The 15,269-nt window shown below is 58.8% G+C and carries 12 protein-coding genes; all 12 read left to right on the top strand.

The genetic code is table 11. The features are described from left to right. Nucleotides 1-128: 128 nt before the first annotated feature. The 12 genes from uppS (at nt 129) to dnaE (ending at nt 15,150) form a co-directional block, all read left to right on the top strand. On the top strand, nt 129-890 hold the full coding sequence (uppS, locus tag D7241_RS18055) for a polyprenyl diphosphate synthase (RefSeq protein ID WP_255979172.1): 762 nt from the start codon (nt 129-131) through the stop codon (nt 888-890). Beyond that, entirely contained in the window at nt 884-1,699 is an 816-nt protein-coding gene (locus D7241_RS18050) for a phosphatidate cytidylyltransferase (protein ID WP_408102684.1), read from the top strand. Before uppS ends, D7241_RS18050 begins: the two co-directional genes overlap by 7 nt. Then, on the top strand, nt 1,696-2,886 hold the full coding sequence (gene ispC, locus D7241_RS18045; protein WP_408102683.1) for a 1-deoxy-D-xylulose-5-phosphate reductoisomerase: 1,191 nt from the start codon (nt 1,696-1,698) through the stop codon (nt 2,884-2,886). The genes D7241_RS18050 and ispC overlap by 4 nt, the downstream gene beginning before the upstream one ends. Before the next feature lie 107 nt (nt 2,887-2,993). Continuing rightward, entirely contained in the window at nt 2,994-4,346 is a 1,353-nt protein-coding gene (gene rseP / locus D7241_RS18040) for an RIP metalloprotease RseP (protein ID WP_408102682.1), read from the top strand. A 69-nt stretch (nt 4,347-4,415) separates the two neighbouring features. Continuing rightward, on the top strand, nt 4,416-6,767 hold the full coding sequence (gene bamA, locus D7241_RS18035; RefSeq protein WP_408102681.1) for an outer membrane protein assembly factor BamA: 2,352 nt from the start codon (nt 4,416-4,418) through the stop codon (nt 6,765-6,767). A gap of 49 nt (nt 6,768-6,816) precedes the next feature. After that, nucleotides 6,817-7,320: an OmpH family outer membrane protein gene (locus D7241_RS18030; RefSeq protein ID WP_255979164.1), complete on the top strand. Its 504-nt coding sequence runs from the start codon at nt 6,817-6,819 to the stop codon at nt 7,318-7,320. After that, entirely contained in the window at nt 7,320-8,378 is a 1,059-nt protein-coding gene (gene lpxD, locus D7241_RS18025; RefSeq protein ID WP_408102680.1) for a UDP-3-O-(3-hydroxymyristoyl)glucosamine N-acyltransferase, read from the top strand. The genes D7241_RS18030 and lpxD overlap by 1 nt, the downstream gene beginning before the upstream one ends. Nucleotides 8,379-8,474: 96 nt before the next feature. Next, a complete protein-coding gene (gene fabZ / locus D7241_RS18020) occupies nt 8,475-8,915 on the top strand; it encodes a 3-hydroxyacyl-ACP dehydratase FabZ (RefSeq protein ID WP_255979160.1) in 441 nt (146 codons plus the stop codon). Beyond that, a complete protein-coding gene (gene lpxA, locus D7241_RS18015) occupies nt 8,912-9,688 on the top strand; it encodes an acyl-ACP--UDP-N-acetylglucosamine O-acyltransferase (protein WP_408102679.1) in 777 nt (258 codons plus the stop codon). The genes fabZ and lpxA overlap by 4 nt, the downstream gene beginning before the upstream one ends. Nucleotide 9,689: 1 nt before the next feature. After that, nucleotides 9,690-10,823, top strand: coding sequence for a lipid-A-disaccharide synthase (lpxB, locus tag D7241_RS18010; RefSeq protein ID WP_408102678.1), 1,134 nt, complete (start codon nt 9,690-9,692; stop codon nt 10,821-10,823). After that, a complete protein-coding gene (rnhB, locus tag D7241_RS18005) occupies nt 10,823-11,479 on the top strand; it encodes a ribonuclease HII (RefSeq protein WP_408102677.1) in 657 nt (218 codons plus the stop codon). Before lpxB ends, rnhB begins: the two co-directional genes overlap by 1 nt. Before the next feature lie 149 nt (nt 11,480-11,628). Further along, on the top strand, nt 11,629-15,150 hold the full coding sequence (gene dnaE, locus D7241_RS18000; RefSeq protein WP_408102676.1) for a DNA polymerase III subunit alpha: 3,522 nt from the start codon (nt 11,629-11,631) through the stop codon (nt 15,148-15,150). Nucleotides 15,151-15,269 lie beyond the last annotated feature (119 nt).

Below are 15,269 nucleotides of genomic sequence, written 5' to 3'. Positions count from 1 at the left end.
CTCGTGTCGGAGCGTGCCGGCTTCGTTAGGGGTGGCGCGCGAGGGGCTATTCAGTCGTATCCCCAGGTATTGCCATCGGCAATTCTCCTATTGTTCGCAGCGTGATTGAGCGCAGGTAGAGTCGTTTCATGGAAAAGGTCAGGCAGGTTGCCGGGCGGAATGTACCCCGTCATGTCGCAATTATCATGGATGGCAACAACCGCTGGGCAAAGAGGCGCCTTTTGCCGGGCGTGGCCGGACACAAAGCGGGCGTTGATGCGGTCAGGGCTGTCATTGAGGTCTGTGCCGAGGCGGGTGTCGAGGTGCTGACGCTGTTCGCGTTTTCCAGTGAGAACTGGCAACGTCCGGCCGAAGAGGTCGGCGCGTTGATGGAGTTGTTTCTTACCGCTTTGCGCCGGGAAGCTCGCAAACTCAACGAAAACGGCATCAGCTTGCGCATCATAGGCGACCGCTCGCGCTTTCATCCTGAGCTGCAGACCGCAATGCTTGAAGCTGAAGAGATGACGGCGGGGAGCAGCCGCTTCGTGCTTCAGGTGGCAGCCAACTACGGTGGTCAGTGGGATGTCCTTCAGGCCGCACAGCGGATGGCGCGTGAAGCGCAGAATGGTCGCCTGAACCCTGATGAGATTACTCCGGCGCTTTTTCAAAGTTACTTGGCCACCGGTGATATGCCGGTGCCGGATCTGTGCATCCGCACCGGGGGCGAGCGTCGGATCAGCAACTTTTTGTTGTGGCAGCTGGCCTACGCTGAGCTGTATTTTTCCGACCTGTTCTGGCCGGATTTCAAGCACGACGCAATGCGCGCCGCGTTGGCCGATTTCGCCAAGCGTCAACGGCGTTTTGGCAAGACCGGTGATCAGGTCGAGACAGAGGTTCGCGCAGAATGTTGAAGCAACGCATTATCACCGCTGCCATTCTCCTGCCGATTGCCCTGATCGGCTTCTTTCTTCTCGAGGGTCTCGCATTCGCCTTGTTCATTGGCGTGGTGGTGGGTCTTGGAGCCTGGGAATGGGCGCGTTTGGCCGGTTGTGCTGGTCAATTCGCGCGGGTCGGTTATGCAGTGATCGTCGGCCTGCTGTTGGCGGTGCTATACCGGTTTCCGGCACTTGCACCTTGGCTGCTCTCGATCAGCGTGGTGTGGTGGTTGGCTGCGACATCCTTGGTGCTCAGTTATCCGCGTAGCCAGCGTCATTGGGGTGGCCGTTTCGGTAGTTTGGTGATCGGCTTGCTGATTCTGCTTCCGGCGTGGCAAGCGTTGGTGCTGCTCAAACAGTGGCAGCAAGGCAACTGGTTGATCGTGGCGGTTATGGTGTTGGTTTGGGCTGCCGATATCGGTGCATACGTTTCCGGCAAGACCTTTGGCCGGCGAAAGCTCGCGCCGCAAGTCAGTCCCGGCAAGAGCTGGGAGGGGCTGATTGGTGGTCTGATTACCAGTCTGCTTATCACCTTTGGCGTCGGGCTTTATCAGGGCTGGTCGACGCGGGAGCTGGTGTTGGCAGTGCTGGGCGCGGCTCTGGTCGTGGTCATCTCGGTCGTCGGTGATCTGACCGAAAGCATGTTCAAGCGCAGTTCGGGGATCAAGGACAGCAGTCAGTTGCTGCCCGGACACGGCGGCGTGATGGACCGCATCGACAGCCTTACCGCCGCGGTGCCTGTATTCACTGTTCTGTTGTGGCTCGCTGGGTGGGGTGCCTGGTGAGCGAAATCTTGCAGGTGACGGTGCTTGGCGCAACCGGTTCGATCGGTTTGAGCACGCTGGATGTTGTCAGTCGCCATCCCGAACGCTACCAAGTCTTCGCGCTGACTGCTTTCAGCCGAATCGCCGAATTGCGTGAATTGTGCCGCTTGCATCGTCCCCGTTACGCTGTGGTGGCCGATAGCTGTCAGGCTCGTGACCTGCAAGGTCGGCTCAGCGACGACGGTGTTCACACTCGCGTCCTGGTGGGGGAGGGTGGCCTGAGTGAAGTGGCAGCGCATCCCGAAACCGATGTGGTAATGGCGGCGATCGTCGGCGCCGCAGGCTTGCGCCCAACACTCTCGGCAGTGCAGGCAAACAAGCGCGTGCTGCTGGCGAACAAAGAGGCGCTGGTTATGTCCGGCGGGTTGTTCATGCAGGCGCTGCGCGACAGCACGGCCGTGCTGCTGCCCATCGACAGTGAACACAACGCGATATTTCAATGCCTGCCAGGCGACTATTCCGCCGGGCTTGCCAACGTCGGAGTCAGGCGAATCCTGCTCACTGCATCTGGTGGGCCATTCCGTGAGCTTCCACTGGAGCAGCTTGCGGCTGTCACAGCCGAGCAGGCGTGCGCACACCCCAACTGGTCCATGGGACGCAAGATTTCGGTTGATTCGGCCAGCATGATGAATAAGGGGCTTGAGCTCATTGAGGCGTGCTGGCTGTTCGATGCGCGCCCAGATCAGGTCGAGGTGGTCATCCACCCGCAAAGCGTCATTCACTCGATGGTCGACTATGTCGACGGCTCGGTTCTAGCTCAGTTGGGCAATCCCGACATGCGCACGCCGATCGCCCACGCGCTGGCCTGGCCGGAGCGAATCGATTCCGGTGTGTCGGCGCTGGATCTTTTGCAGATAGGTCGTCTGGATTTTCAGGCGCCCGATCAGCAGCGGTTTCCCTGTCTTCGCATCGCCCGGCAAGCTGCGCAGGATGGCGGAACGGCGCCCGCAATGCTCAATGCGGCTAACGAAGTGGCGGTGGATGCGTTCCTCAATGGTCGCATTCGCTTCATCGAAATCGCGAGTATCATCGAAGACGTTCTCGATCTCGAGGCCTCGGTCCCGGCTCGCTGTCTTGCAGATGTGCTTGCTGCCGATGCTCAGGCTCGCATGCTGGCTTCGCGCTGGTTACACAGCCGCGATCGGTAGTGGCTGAGAGCGTCGTCCAGCCTGCCGCGTGACGGCGGGGCGTCTGTATAGGCTTCGAGTTGCTGGAGCCGGTGACTTCTAAACAGCCTTTCGAGGCAGAGGGGAATATGGGCGCGCTGTACATGATCATCGGCACTCTTGTTGCTTTGGGTGTGCTGGTAACGTTTCACGAATACGGCCATTTCTGGGTCGCGCGCCGCTGTGGCGTCAAGGTGCTGCGTTTTTCGGTGGGCTTCGGTCGTCCACTGTTGCGTTGGCATGATCGCCAAGGCACCGAGTTCGTAATTGCAGCGATTCCGCTCGGCGGCTACGTGAAAATGCTTGACGAGCGCGAGGGTGACGTGCCGCCGGCACTGCTTGATCAGGCATTCAATCGCAAGACCGTGAAGCAACGTTTTGCCATCGTATCGGCTGGACCGTTGGCTAATTTCCTTTTAGCCCTGGTGTTCTTCTGGGCGTTAGCGATGCTCGGCAGTGAGCAGGTACGGCCGGTGGTTGGTGCTGTCGAGGTTGGGAGCCTCGCCGAGCGTGGCGGTCTGGTCGCAGGGCAGGAAATCATAGAAGTCAACGGCAAGCCCACCGCTGGTTGGGCAGAGGTCAATCTGCAGTTGATCAGGCGGCTTGGCGAAAGCGGCTCACTGGAAATGCTTGTGCGGGGGGGGGATGACACTCAGGCGCAGCGGGTACAACTGGAGCTCAATGAATGGCTCAAAGGTGTTGAAGAGCCGGATCCGATTAGTTCGCTGGGCATCAGGCCATGGCGCCCGGAAATCACACCGGTGGTGGCTCAGCTTGATCCCGAAGGACCTGCACAGGCAGCCGGCGTACGCCTCGGCGATCGCCTGGTCAGCCTCAATGGCGAGTCGCTGAATCAATGGCAGGAAGTCGTCGACCGAGTCAGGCCGTTGGCGGGCAAGCCGGTGCTGTTGGAAGTCGAACGTGATGGCAAGGTGCTCGAGCTTCCTTTGACCTTGGCCTCGCGCGGCGAGGGGGACGACCGTCGCGGCTACCTTGGAGCAGGCGTTGCGGCCGGCGAATGGCCGGCGGGAATGCTTCGAAACGTTAGCTATGGACCACTCGAAGCGGTCGGTGAAGGGCTCCGTCGGACCTGGACGATGAGCGTTCTAACGCTCGATTCGTTGAAGAAAATGCTCTTCGGTGAGCTCTCGGTAAAAAACTTGAGCGGCCCGATAACCATTGCTAAAGTGGCGGGCGCTTCTGCACAGTCCGGCGTGGGCGACTTTCTGAACTTCCTCGCCTACCTGAGCATTAGCCTTGGAGTACTCAATTTATTGCCTATCCCCGTCCTGGATGGAGGGCATCTGCTCTTCTATTTGGTCGAGTGGGTCCGTGGACGTCCCTTGTCGGACAGGGTTCAGGGTTGGGGAGTACAGATCGGTATCAGCCTGGTTGTTGGGGTGATGCTGCTTGCGTTGGTCAACGACCTTGGCCGCCTTTAACCGCCATATACCTTGATGTCGCCGCGCCCAGCGCAGGTTCAATTATCAGGTTTGAAAAGAAAGGACTTCATGAAACGTCTGCTGCTACCTGCGGTAATTTCCGCGCTGATGATTGCCGAAGTTCACGCCGAGTCCTTCACTATTTCCGATATACGCGTTAATGGCCTGCAGCGAGTCTCCGCCGGCAGTGTCTTTGGTGCTTTGCCGTTGAATGTCGGGCAGGCTGCTGATGACAGTCGTCTGGTAGATGCCACCCGTGCATTGTTCCGCACCGGTTTCTTCGAGGATATCCGGCTCGGTCGCGAAGGCGACGTGCTGGTCATCAACGTGGTGGAGCGGCCCTCGATTTCCGGTATCGAGATCGACGGCAACAAGGCTATCAAGACCGAAGATCTGCTTTCCGGCTTGCAGCAGTCGGGCCTCGCCGAAGGCGAAATTTTTCAACGGGCCACGCTTGAGGGTGTGCGCAACGAGCTGCAGCGCCAATACGTTGCTCAGGGTCGTTACTCAGCCACTATCGAAACCGAAGTCGTGCCGCAGCCACGTAATCGCGTCGCGTTGAAGATTAATATCAACGAAGGCTCGGTCGCTTCGATCAAGCACATCAATGTGGTCGGCAATACGGTTTTTCCCGACGAGGATTTGACCGACCTGTTTGAGCTGAAGACCACCAACTGGCTGTCGTTCTTCCGCAATGACGATAAGTACGCTCGCGAAAAGCTGTCTGGCGACCTCGAGCGCCTGCGTTCCTATTATTTGGATCGCGGTTACATCAATATGGATATTACCTCCACCCAAGTGTCCATCACGCCCGACAAGAAAGACGTTTACGTCACCGTTAATATTGCCGAAGGCGATCGCTATACCGTCAGCGACGTAAAGCTGAGCGGCGACCTGAAGGTGCCGCAAGAAGAGCTGCAATCACTATTACTGGCGAAGGAAGGTCAGATTTTCTCGCGCAAGGTGATGACCACCACCTCCGAACTGATCACGCGGCGATTAGGCAATGAGGGTTACACCTTCGCCAACGTCAACGGAGTGCCGGAAACCAACGACGAAGACAACACCGTCTCGATCACTTTTGTGGTCGACCCAGGCAAGCGGGCCTACGTCAATCGCATTAACTTCCGTGGCAACACCAAGACCGAAGATGAAGTGCTGCGTCGTGAGATGCGCCAGATGGAAGGCGGCTGGGCCTCCACCTATTTGATCGATCAGTCCAAGACCCGTCTCGAGCGCCTGGGCTTCTTCAAGGAAGTGAACGTCGAAACCCCGCAGGTACCCGGCACCGATGACCAGATCGACGTTAATTACAGTGTCGAAGAACAGCCATCCGGGTCGATCATGGCAAGCATCGGCTTCGCCCAGAATGCCGGTCTGATTCTTGGTGGCTCGATCAGCCAGAACAACTTCCTGGGTACAGGTAACCGCGTCAGCCTAGGCCTGACTCGCAGCGAATATCAGACGCGCTATAACTTCGGTTTCGTCGATCCCTATTGGACCGAAGACGGCGTCAGCCTTGGCTACAACGCTTTCTATCGCACCACCGACTACGATGAGCTGGACTACGACGTTTCCAGCTACTCCGTCGATAGCCTGGGTGGCGGCATCAACATCGGTTATCCAATCAGCGAGACTTCTCGCTTGTCGTTCGGCCTGTCCGCTCAGCAGGACACGATCGACAGCGGGCGTTACACGGTTGATGAGATTTTCGACTTCATGGAAGAAGAGGGCGACAGCTATCTCAACTTCAAGGCGTCAGTGGGTTGGTCCGAATCGACTCTGAATCGTGGGGTTCTGGCGACCCGTGGTCATTCGCAGAGCCTTGCGCTGGAAACCACAATTCCTGGTAGCGACCTGTCGTTCTACAAGCTCGACTACAACGCGCAGCTGTTCGTCCCGGTAACCAAGACCTACACCCTGCGCATGCATACGCAGCTGGGTTATGGCGATGCTTACGGTTCGACTTCGCGCCTGCCTTTCTACGAACATTATTATGCGGGTGGTTTCAACTCCGTTCGCGGCTTCGAGGATAGCAGCCTTGGCCCGCGCAGCACGCCGAGTGACGGCTCGAACCCGGGTACTATCAGAGATCCCGATCAGGACGAGCTGCCCTTTGGTGGTAACGTATTGGTCCAAGGCGGCTTGGAGATGCTCTTCCCAATGCCGTTCGTCAAAGATCAACGCTCGCTGCGCACTTCGGTATTCTGGGATGTTGGTAATGTCTACGACACCAATTGCCCTTCGGATTCCGCCAAGTGCAGCGATATCGACTTTGGCGATATGGCGAGCTCGGTCGGTGTAGGGCTGACCTGGATCACCGCCATGGGGCCCTTGAGTTTCAGCCTGGCAATGCCTGTGGTGAAGCCGGACGATGCCGATACTCAAGTCTTCCAGTTCTCGCTGGGACAAACCTTTTAACGACTGGGGCGTCTCGCTCTAGCGCTTTCTTTGAAGAGTGGTAAATACCGTGCGTAAGCTGACCCAATTGCTTCTTGTTGCCGCTGTTATGGTGGCAACCCCCGCGTTCGCCGAAATGAAAATTGCGGTGATGAACTATCAGATGGCATTGCTCGAATCCGACGCTGCCAAGCGTTACTCGGTCGATGCGGAAAAGAAATTCGGGCCGCAGCTGGAAAAGCTCAAAGGGCTCGAGAGCGATGCCAAGCGCATTCAGGATCGTTTGGGCAAAGACGGCGACAAGATGCAGCAGGCCGAGCGCGAGCGCCTTGAGCTTGAATTCAAGCAGAAGGCGCGTGACTTCCAGTTCCTCTCCAAGGAACTCAACGAATCGAAGGCCTCAGCTGACCGTGACATGCTCAAACAGCTCAAGCCGAAGCTCGACAAGGCTGTCGAAGAAGTCATCAAGAAGGGTGACTACGACCTAGTGCTCGAGCGTGGCGCCGTGGTTGATGTCAAGCCGCAGTACGACATCACTCGCCAGGTCATCGAGCGCATGAATCAGCTGCGCTGATGAGCCAGGTCGTCTATACGCTCGGTGATCTAGCCGAGCAGCTGGGAGCTGCATTGCGCGGCGATGCTGCGCAAACGGTTTCGAGCCTGGCTACGCTGCAGGAGGCCGGTCCTGATCAACTGAGCTTCCTTGCCAACGCGCAGTACCGCAAGTTTCTCGCCATCACTCGTGCAGGCGCCGTATTGCTTACACCCGAGGATGCTGAGGGCTACGCCGGTGCCGCGCTGATCGTTGCCAATCCCTATCTTGCATATGCGCGTATCTCACACGTGTTCGAGACGCGGCCGCATTCCCCCTGCGGTATTCATCCAAGCGCCATAGTCGAGCCCAGCGCTCACATCGATCCATCCGCAAGCATCGGTGCTCAGGTGGTGATCGAGGCAAACGCGTGGATCGGTCCGGATGTGGTGATTGGCGCTCAGTCCTTTGTCGGTGCGCGTAGCCGTGTTGGCGCCGGGGGGCGCCTGGCTCCGCGAGTGACGCTCTGCCACGACGTTTGCATCGGCGAACGGGTAGTAATCCAGCCAGGCGCGGTGATTGGCGGCGAAGGTTTCGGTTTTGCCAACCAGCAGGGCAGCTGGGAAAAGATCGCCCAGCTTGGCGGCGTTCGCATCGGCGATGATGTCGAGATTGGCGCCAACACGACCATCGATCGGGGAGCGCTATCGGACACCGTAATTGGCAACGGTGTGAAGCTGGACAATCAGATAATGATCGCCCACAACGTCCAGATCGGCGACAACACCGCCATGGCTGGTTGCTCGGGCATTTCCGGTAGTACAAAAATTGGCCGCAACTGCATGATTGCCGGCGGCGCCGGGCTCGTTGGACATATCGAGGTTTGTGACAACGTATTCATTACCGGTATGACCATGGTGACCCGATCGATTACCGAACCGGGCAGCTATTCGTCAGGAACGGCCATGCAGCCAGCCGGCGAGTGGCGCAAGAGTGCCGCCCGAATTCGACACCTCGACGACATGGCGCGTCGTCTGCAGCACGTGGAAAAACGCCTGGCTGCCGTGACCCCGAGTGGGGATTCGTCTTCAGATGCCTGACCTTATTGTCTGATTGCCCCGCTAGCGGCTGTTCATCAGCGGGGTGTACGGCTGATGTGTGCCAGCTTCCCTAATCATTACAGGCTTTTTCCTCACATGATGGATATCAACGAGATTCGCGAATACCTTCCCCACCGTTATCCGTTCCTGCTGGTCGATCGGGTAGTGGAGCTGGATACGGAAGCCAAGCGAGTTCGCGCGTATAAGAACGTCACCATCAACGAGCCGTTCTTCAATGGTCATTTTCCGCAGCATCCGATCATGCCGGGCGTGCTGATCATCGAAGCCATGGCGCAGGCAGCCGGGCTGCTCGGTTTCAAAATGATGGGAGTCAAACCGGCCGATGGCACGCTTTATTATTTCGTCGGTTCGGACAAACTGCGTTTCCGTCAGCCGGTAGTGCCAGGCGATCAGCTGGTTCTCGAGGCGTCTTTCATCAGCGCCAAGCGCGGGATCTGGAAGTTCGACTGCCGGGCCAGTGTCGATGGCAAGCCTGTATGCTCTGCCGAGATCATTTGTGCGGAACAGAAGATATGAGTTTGATCGACCCTCGTGCCATCGTCGATCCTGCGGCCCGACTCGCGCATGACGTTCAGGTCGGACCATGGTCGATCATTGGCCCGGATGTCGAGATAGGCGAGGGGACGGTGATCGCGTCTCACGTGATTATCAAAGGTCCGACCCGCATCGGTCGCCACAATCGCATCTACCAGTTTTCCTCAGTAGGTGAGGATACGCCTGACCTGAAGTACAAGGGCGAGCCGACACGTTTGGTGATCGGCGATCACAACGTGATCCGCGAAGGCGTGACCATTCACCGTGGCACCGTGCAGGATCGCAGCGAGACCACCATCGGCGATCACAACCTGATCATGGCCTACGCACATATCGGTCATGACAGTGTCATCGCCAACCACTGCATTCTGGTCAACAACACCGCGTTGGCGGGTCATGTGCATGTAGGTGATTGGGCAATCCTGTCGGGATATACCTTGGTGCACCAGTATTGCCATATCGGCGCGTACAGCTTTTCCGGAATGGGTACTGCGATCGGCAAGGACGTTCCGGCGTTTGTCACCGTCTTTGGCAACCCGGCCGAGGCGCGCAGCATGAACTTCGAAGGTATGCGTCGCCGTGGTTTCAGTGCAGAAGCCATTCTGGCCCTGCGCAACGCCTACAAGATCGTCTACCGCAAAGGGCTGACGGTTGATGCCGCACTCGCCGAGCTTGCCGCGGATGCGCTGACGTTTCCTGAAGTTGCATTGTTCCGTGACTCGGTGCAAGCATCGAATCGCGGCATCACGCGCTGATATGTCCAGACCATTGACAGTCGCACTGGTGGCCGGCGAGGCATCTGGCGATATTCTCGGTTCAGGCCTGATGCAGGCCCTCAGGGCCCAACGCCCCGATGTCGACTTTATCGGCATCGGTGGGTCGCGGATGGAGGCGCTGGGACTCAAGTCCTATTTTCCGTTGGAGCGTCTCGCGGTGATGGGGCTGGTGGAAGTACTTGGTCGCCTGCCTGAGTTGCTAATGCGGCGCAAGCGCTTGCTGCAGACACTGCTTGACGTGCGGCCCGACGTGTTCATCGGAATCGATGCGCCGGATTTCAATCTGGACCTGGCGCTCAAACTGCGGCGGGCCGGTATCAAGACGGTGCATTACGTCAGTCCCTCGGTCTGGGCCTGGCGGCAGAAGCGGGTACTGAAGATTCGTGATGCCTGCGACTTGATGCTCACGCTATTCCCATTCGAGGCGAAGTTCTACGATGCCCATCAGGTTGCGGTACGCTTCGTCGGGCATCCACTGGCCGATACCATCCCGCTGCAGCCCGATCGCGCCGCCGCACGTGCTGCGCTGAACCTGCCGCAGGAAGGGCTTGTAGTCGCGCTGATGCCGGGTAGCCGTGGTGGCGAGGTGGGCCGCCTTGGCGAACTCTTCCTCTGCGCCGCGGACCGGCTTCGATCGATGCGTCCAGGCATCCATTTCGTGGTTCCCTGTGCCAGTCCCGAGCGCCGTCTGCAGCTGGAACAAATGCTAATTGGGCGAGATCTGCCGCTGACGCTGCTCGATGGCCGCTCCCACGAGGCGCTTGCCGCCTGCAATGCTGTGCTGATTGCCTCTGGTACTGCGACGCTCGAGGCCTTGCTTTACAAGCGTCCGATGGTGGTGGCCTATAGCGTCGCGCCGCTGACCTTTCATATCCTCAAGCGCATGGTGAAAAGTCCCTACGTCGCGCTGCCCAATCTACTCGCCCAGCGCTTGCTGGTGCCAGAGCTGTTGCAGGACGCGGCGACTCCAGAAACGATGGCGCAGCTACTGTCACCCTTGTTGGATAACGGCGACGTACAAACCGAGGGCTTCGACTCCATCCACCGAACCCTGCGATGCGATGCGTCGAGTCAGGCGGCTAGCGCGGTACTTGAATTGGTCGAGGCGGGCTGATGCAGATTGGTCTGGATTTCAATCTGGTCGAAGAATTGGTTGCCGGTGTCGACGAGGTCGGCCGTGGGCCACTCTGCGGGCCTGTCGTGACCGCTGCTGTAATTCTCGACCCGAAGCGCCCGATCGAAGGGCTCAACGATTCGAAGAAGCTAACCGAGGCGCGGCGTGAAGCGCTGTTCGATGAAATCTGCGAGAAGGCCCTGGCTTGGTGCGTTGCGCGAGCCGAGGTGCATGAAATCGATCAGTTGAACATTCTGCACGCGACCATGCTGGCGATGCAGCGCGCAGTTGAAGGCTTAAGCGTGACGCCGCGATTGGCACTGATCGATGGCAACCGTTGCCCGCAGCTCGCCGTGCCTAGCTCGCCGGTGATTCAGGGTGACGGCCAGGTTCCGGCCATTGCCGCCGCCTCGATTCTGGCCAAGGTCAGCCGCGACCGTGAGATGTGCGCGCTGGATCTGTGTTATCCCGGCTACGGTCTGTCGTCGCACAAGGGCTACCCGACGCCGAACCATCTGGATGCGTTGCAGCGCCTCGGTCCGTCGGTCATTCATCGCCGATCGTTTGCGCCGGTACGCAATCTGCTGGAACAGGCCGCTCTAGCCGAAACTGTAAACATCGAAACTGTCAGCGTCCCGACCGCCTTGCTGGTGTGACCTGCACTTCCCTGCGGGTGCCGGCGGATCTGGAGCGCAAACGCGCTGTCGATCCACGCCGGCGTAGAACCCTTCACCAGCAGCCTTAAACCGATCAGGCTTTCCGGTACAATCCCGGGCTTGTCGTTTCGCCAGTCCAAGGTTCGTTCATGCCCGTCTCTTTCGTTCATCTCCGCCTGCACACCGAATATTCTTTGGTAGACGGGCTGGTGCGCGTCAAACCATTGGTCAAGTCGGTGGCGAGTGCAGGCATGCCGGCCGTGGCGGTAACGGATCAGAGCAACATGTGCTCGCTGGTCAAGTTCTACAAGGCTGCGCAAGGGGCTGGAATCAAGCCGATCTGCGGTGCCGATATCTGGCTTGCCAGTCGCGACGAAGATGGCCCGCTCAGCCGGCTGACATTGCTGGCGATGGATATCAAGGGTTATCGCAATCTTACCGAGCTGGTGTCGCGCGGCTGGACAGACGGCCAGCGCAACGATCAAATCATCATCGAGCGTGAGTGGGTCAAGGGAGCTGCCGAAGGCCTGATCGCGCTGTCCGGCGCCAAAGAAGGGGAGATTGGTCATGCCCTGCTCGAGGGTGACGAGCCGGCAGCCGATGCATTGTTAGCCGAGTGGCAGGCGGTGTTTCCCCAGCGCTTCTATCTCGAAGTACAGCGTACGAATCGTGTCAATGACGAGGAGCACTTACACGCTGCAGTCGCTTTGGCTCAGCGCTGCGACGTCCCGCTGGTGGCGACTAACGATGTACGTTTCCTCAAACAGGAGGATTTCGAGGCGCACGAAACACGCGTCTGCATCGGAGAAAGCCGAACGCTCGACGACTCGCGTCGGCCGCGTAACTACTCCGACCAGCAGTACCTGAAAACGCCCGAAGAAATGTGGGAGCTATTCAGCGACCTGCCGGAGGCGCTGGAAAATACCGTAGAAATCGCCAAGCGTTGCAATATCGAAGTGCAGCTGGGTACCTACTTCTTGCCCGATTTCCCGGTGCCGGAAGGCATGACCATGGACGAATACTTCCGCAAGGTCTCGTTCGATGGCCTTGAGGAGCGTCTCGAGGTGCTGCTGCCCAAGAGCACTCCGGACTACGAAGCGAAGAAGCAGGTCTACGTCGACCGGCTGAATTTCGAGCTGGATATCATCATCCAGATGGGCTTCCCGGGTTACTTCCTGATCGTTATGGACTTCATCCAGTGGGCCAAGAATAACGGCGTTCCGGTGGGGCCTGGGCGTGGATCGGGTGCGGGTTCGCTGGTTGCCTATGTGCAGAAGATTACCGATCTCGACCCATTGGCCTACGACCTGCTGTTCGAACGCTTCCTCAACCCTGAGCGGGTCTCCATGCCCGACTTCGACGTCGACTTCTGCATGGATGGCCGTGACCGGGTCATTGATTACGTGGCCGAAAAGTACGGGCGCAACGCGGTCAGCCAGATCATCACCTTCGGCACCATGGCGGCCAAGGCGGTGGTGCGTGACGTGGCGCGGGTGCAGGGCAAGTCCTACGGGCTTGCCGATCGCCTGTCAAAGATGATTCCCTTCGAGGTCGGCATGACCCTCGAAAAAGCCTACGAAATGGAAGAGCCGCTACGCGATTTTCTTGCGGTCGATGAAGATGCCCGGGAAATCTGGGACATGGCGCTCAAGCTCGAAGGCATCACCCGCGGCACTGGCAAACACGCGGGCGGTGTGGTGATCGCGCCGACCAAGCTCACCGATTTCGCGCCCATCGCTTGCGATGATGAAGGCGGCAGTCTGGTAACTCAATTTGACAAGGACGACGTCGAATCTGCCGGCCTGGTCAAGTTCGACTTCCTCGGGTTGCGTACGCTGACGATCATTAAGTGGGCCATGGAGACGATCAACCGCGAACAGGCCAAGAAGGGCTTGGAGCCGCTGAACATCGATTTCATTCCCCTGGACGACAAGCCGACTTTCTCGCTGCTGCAGAAGGCTGAAACCACGGCGGTGTTCCAGCTCGAATCACGTGGCATGAAGGAGCTGATCAAGAAGCTCAAGCCAGACTGCCTGGAAGATCTTATCGCCCTGGTGGCCCTGTTCCGGCCCGGTCCGCTGCAGTCGGGCATGGTCGACGACTTCATCAACCGTAAGCATGGCCGAGCAGAAATTTCCTATCCGCACTCGGACTACCAGTACGAGGGGCTCAAGCCGGTACTGGCGCCCACTTACGGCATCATTCTGTATCAGGAACAGGTGATGCAGATCGCTCAGGTCATGGGCGGCTACACGCTCGGCCAGGCGGATATGCTGCGCCGCGCCATGGGCAAGAAGAAGCCCGAGGAAATGGCCAAGCAGCGCGGCGGTTTCATTGAGGGTTGCGCCAACAACGGAATCGATGGCGATTTGGCGGGTAACATTTTCGATCTGGTGGAAAAATTCGCCGGTTACGGCTTCAACAAGTCGCACTCTGCTGCTTATGGCCTGGTGTCTTATCAAACCGCCTGGCTCAAAGCGCATTATCCGTCGCCGTTCATGGCCGCGGTGCTCTCGGCGGATATGCACAACACCGACAAGGTGGTCACGCTGATCGAAGAATGCCGCAGCATGAAGCTGCGCATCGACGCACCAGACGTGAACCACTCCGAGTTCAAGTTCACCGTCAGCGACGACGGGCGAATCATCTATGGCCTGGGTGCGATCAAGGGCGTCGGTGAAGGACCGGTAGAAGCCATCGTCGAATGCCGCGGCGAGGGCGGGCCTTTCAAAGATCTGTTCGATTTCTGCAGCCGCGTCGACCTCAAGCGGATCAACAAGCGCACCCTGGAAGCGCTGATTCGTGGTGGTGCGCTAGACCGTCTCGGCCCTTATTTTTCCTACGAGCCCAAGACCTATCAGGCCAATATCGATCGCAACCGTGCGGTCTTACTGTCGGCCATGGAGGAAGCCGTCCAGGCCGCCGAGCAGACGGCGCGCAGCCTCGACAGCGGTCATATGGACCTGTTCGGCGGTCTCTTCGCCGAGCCCGAGGCAGACGTTTATGTCAATCACCGCAAGGCGCGCGAGCTGTCGCTGAAGGAGCGTCTCAAGGGCGAGAAGGACACCCTTGGACTTTACCTCACCGGACATCCGATCGATGAGTACGAAGGTGAGGTGCGTCGCTTCGCCCGACAGCGGATCATTGATCTGCGTCCGGCGCGGGGCGAGCAGACCATCGCCGGGCTGATCGTCAATCTGCGGGTAATGAAGAACAAGAAGGGCGACAAGATGGGCTTCATCACCCTTGATGACCGCTCCGGACGGATCGAGGCGTCGCTCTTCGCTGAGGCTTTCAACAGCGCACAGGCCTTGTTGCAGACCGATGCGCTGGTAGTGGTCGAAGGTGAGGTCAGCAATGACGATTTCTCCGGTGGCCTGCGCCTGCGCGCCAAGCGCGTGATGAGCCTGGAGGAAGCACGCACCGGGCTCGCCGAGAGCCTGCGTGTCAAGGTCGCCGGCGATGCGTTGAAAGGTGACCGGGTGCGCTGGCTGGCGGACGTCTGCGGGCGTCACCGCGGCGCCTGCCCGATCACGCTGGAATACACTGGCAGCGATGCACGGGCTCTGCTGCAGTTCGGCGAAAGCTGGCGAATCGACCCGGCCGATAACTTGATTCAGGCATTGCGTGACCAGTTCGGGCGCGACAACGTCTTTTTGCAATACCGATAGCGGGAGCCAGCGGATCTGCCTGTCCAACAAGGCAAGCGACCCGGATGGCTACCGAGCGACCCGATCCTGAATCGGGTCAAGATTACGAACATTTTGTTCGACCTGAATGCGTCCGTCCC

The organism is Stutzerimonas sp. VN223-3 (genome assembly GCF_045999685.1).
In the GTDB taxonomy this organism is placed as follows: domain Bacteria; phylum Pseudomonadota; class Gammaproteobacteria; order Pseudomonadales; family Pseudomonadaceae; genus Stutzerimonas; species Stutzerimonas stutzeri_AR.
The sequence above is the reverse complement of the archived record's forward strand: the minus strand, read 5'-3'. Positions and strand labels throughout refer to the sequence as shown.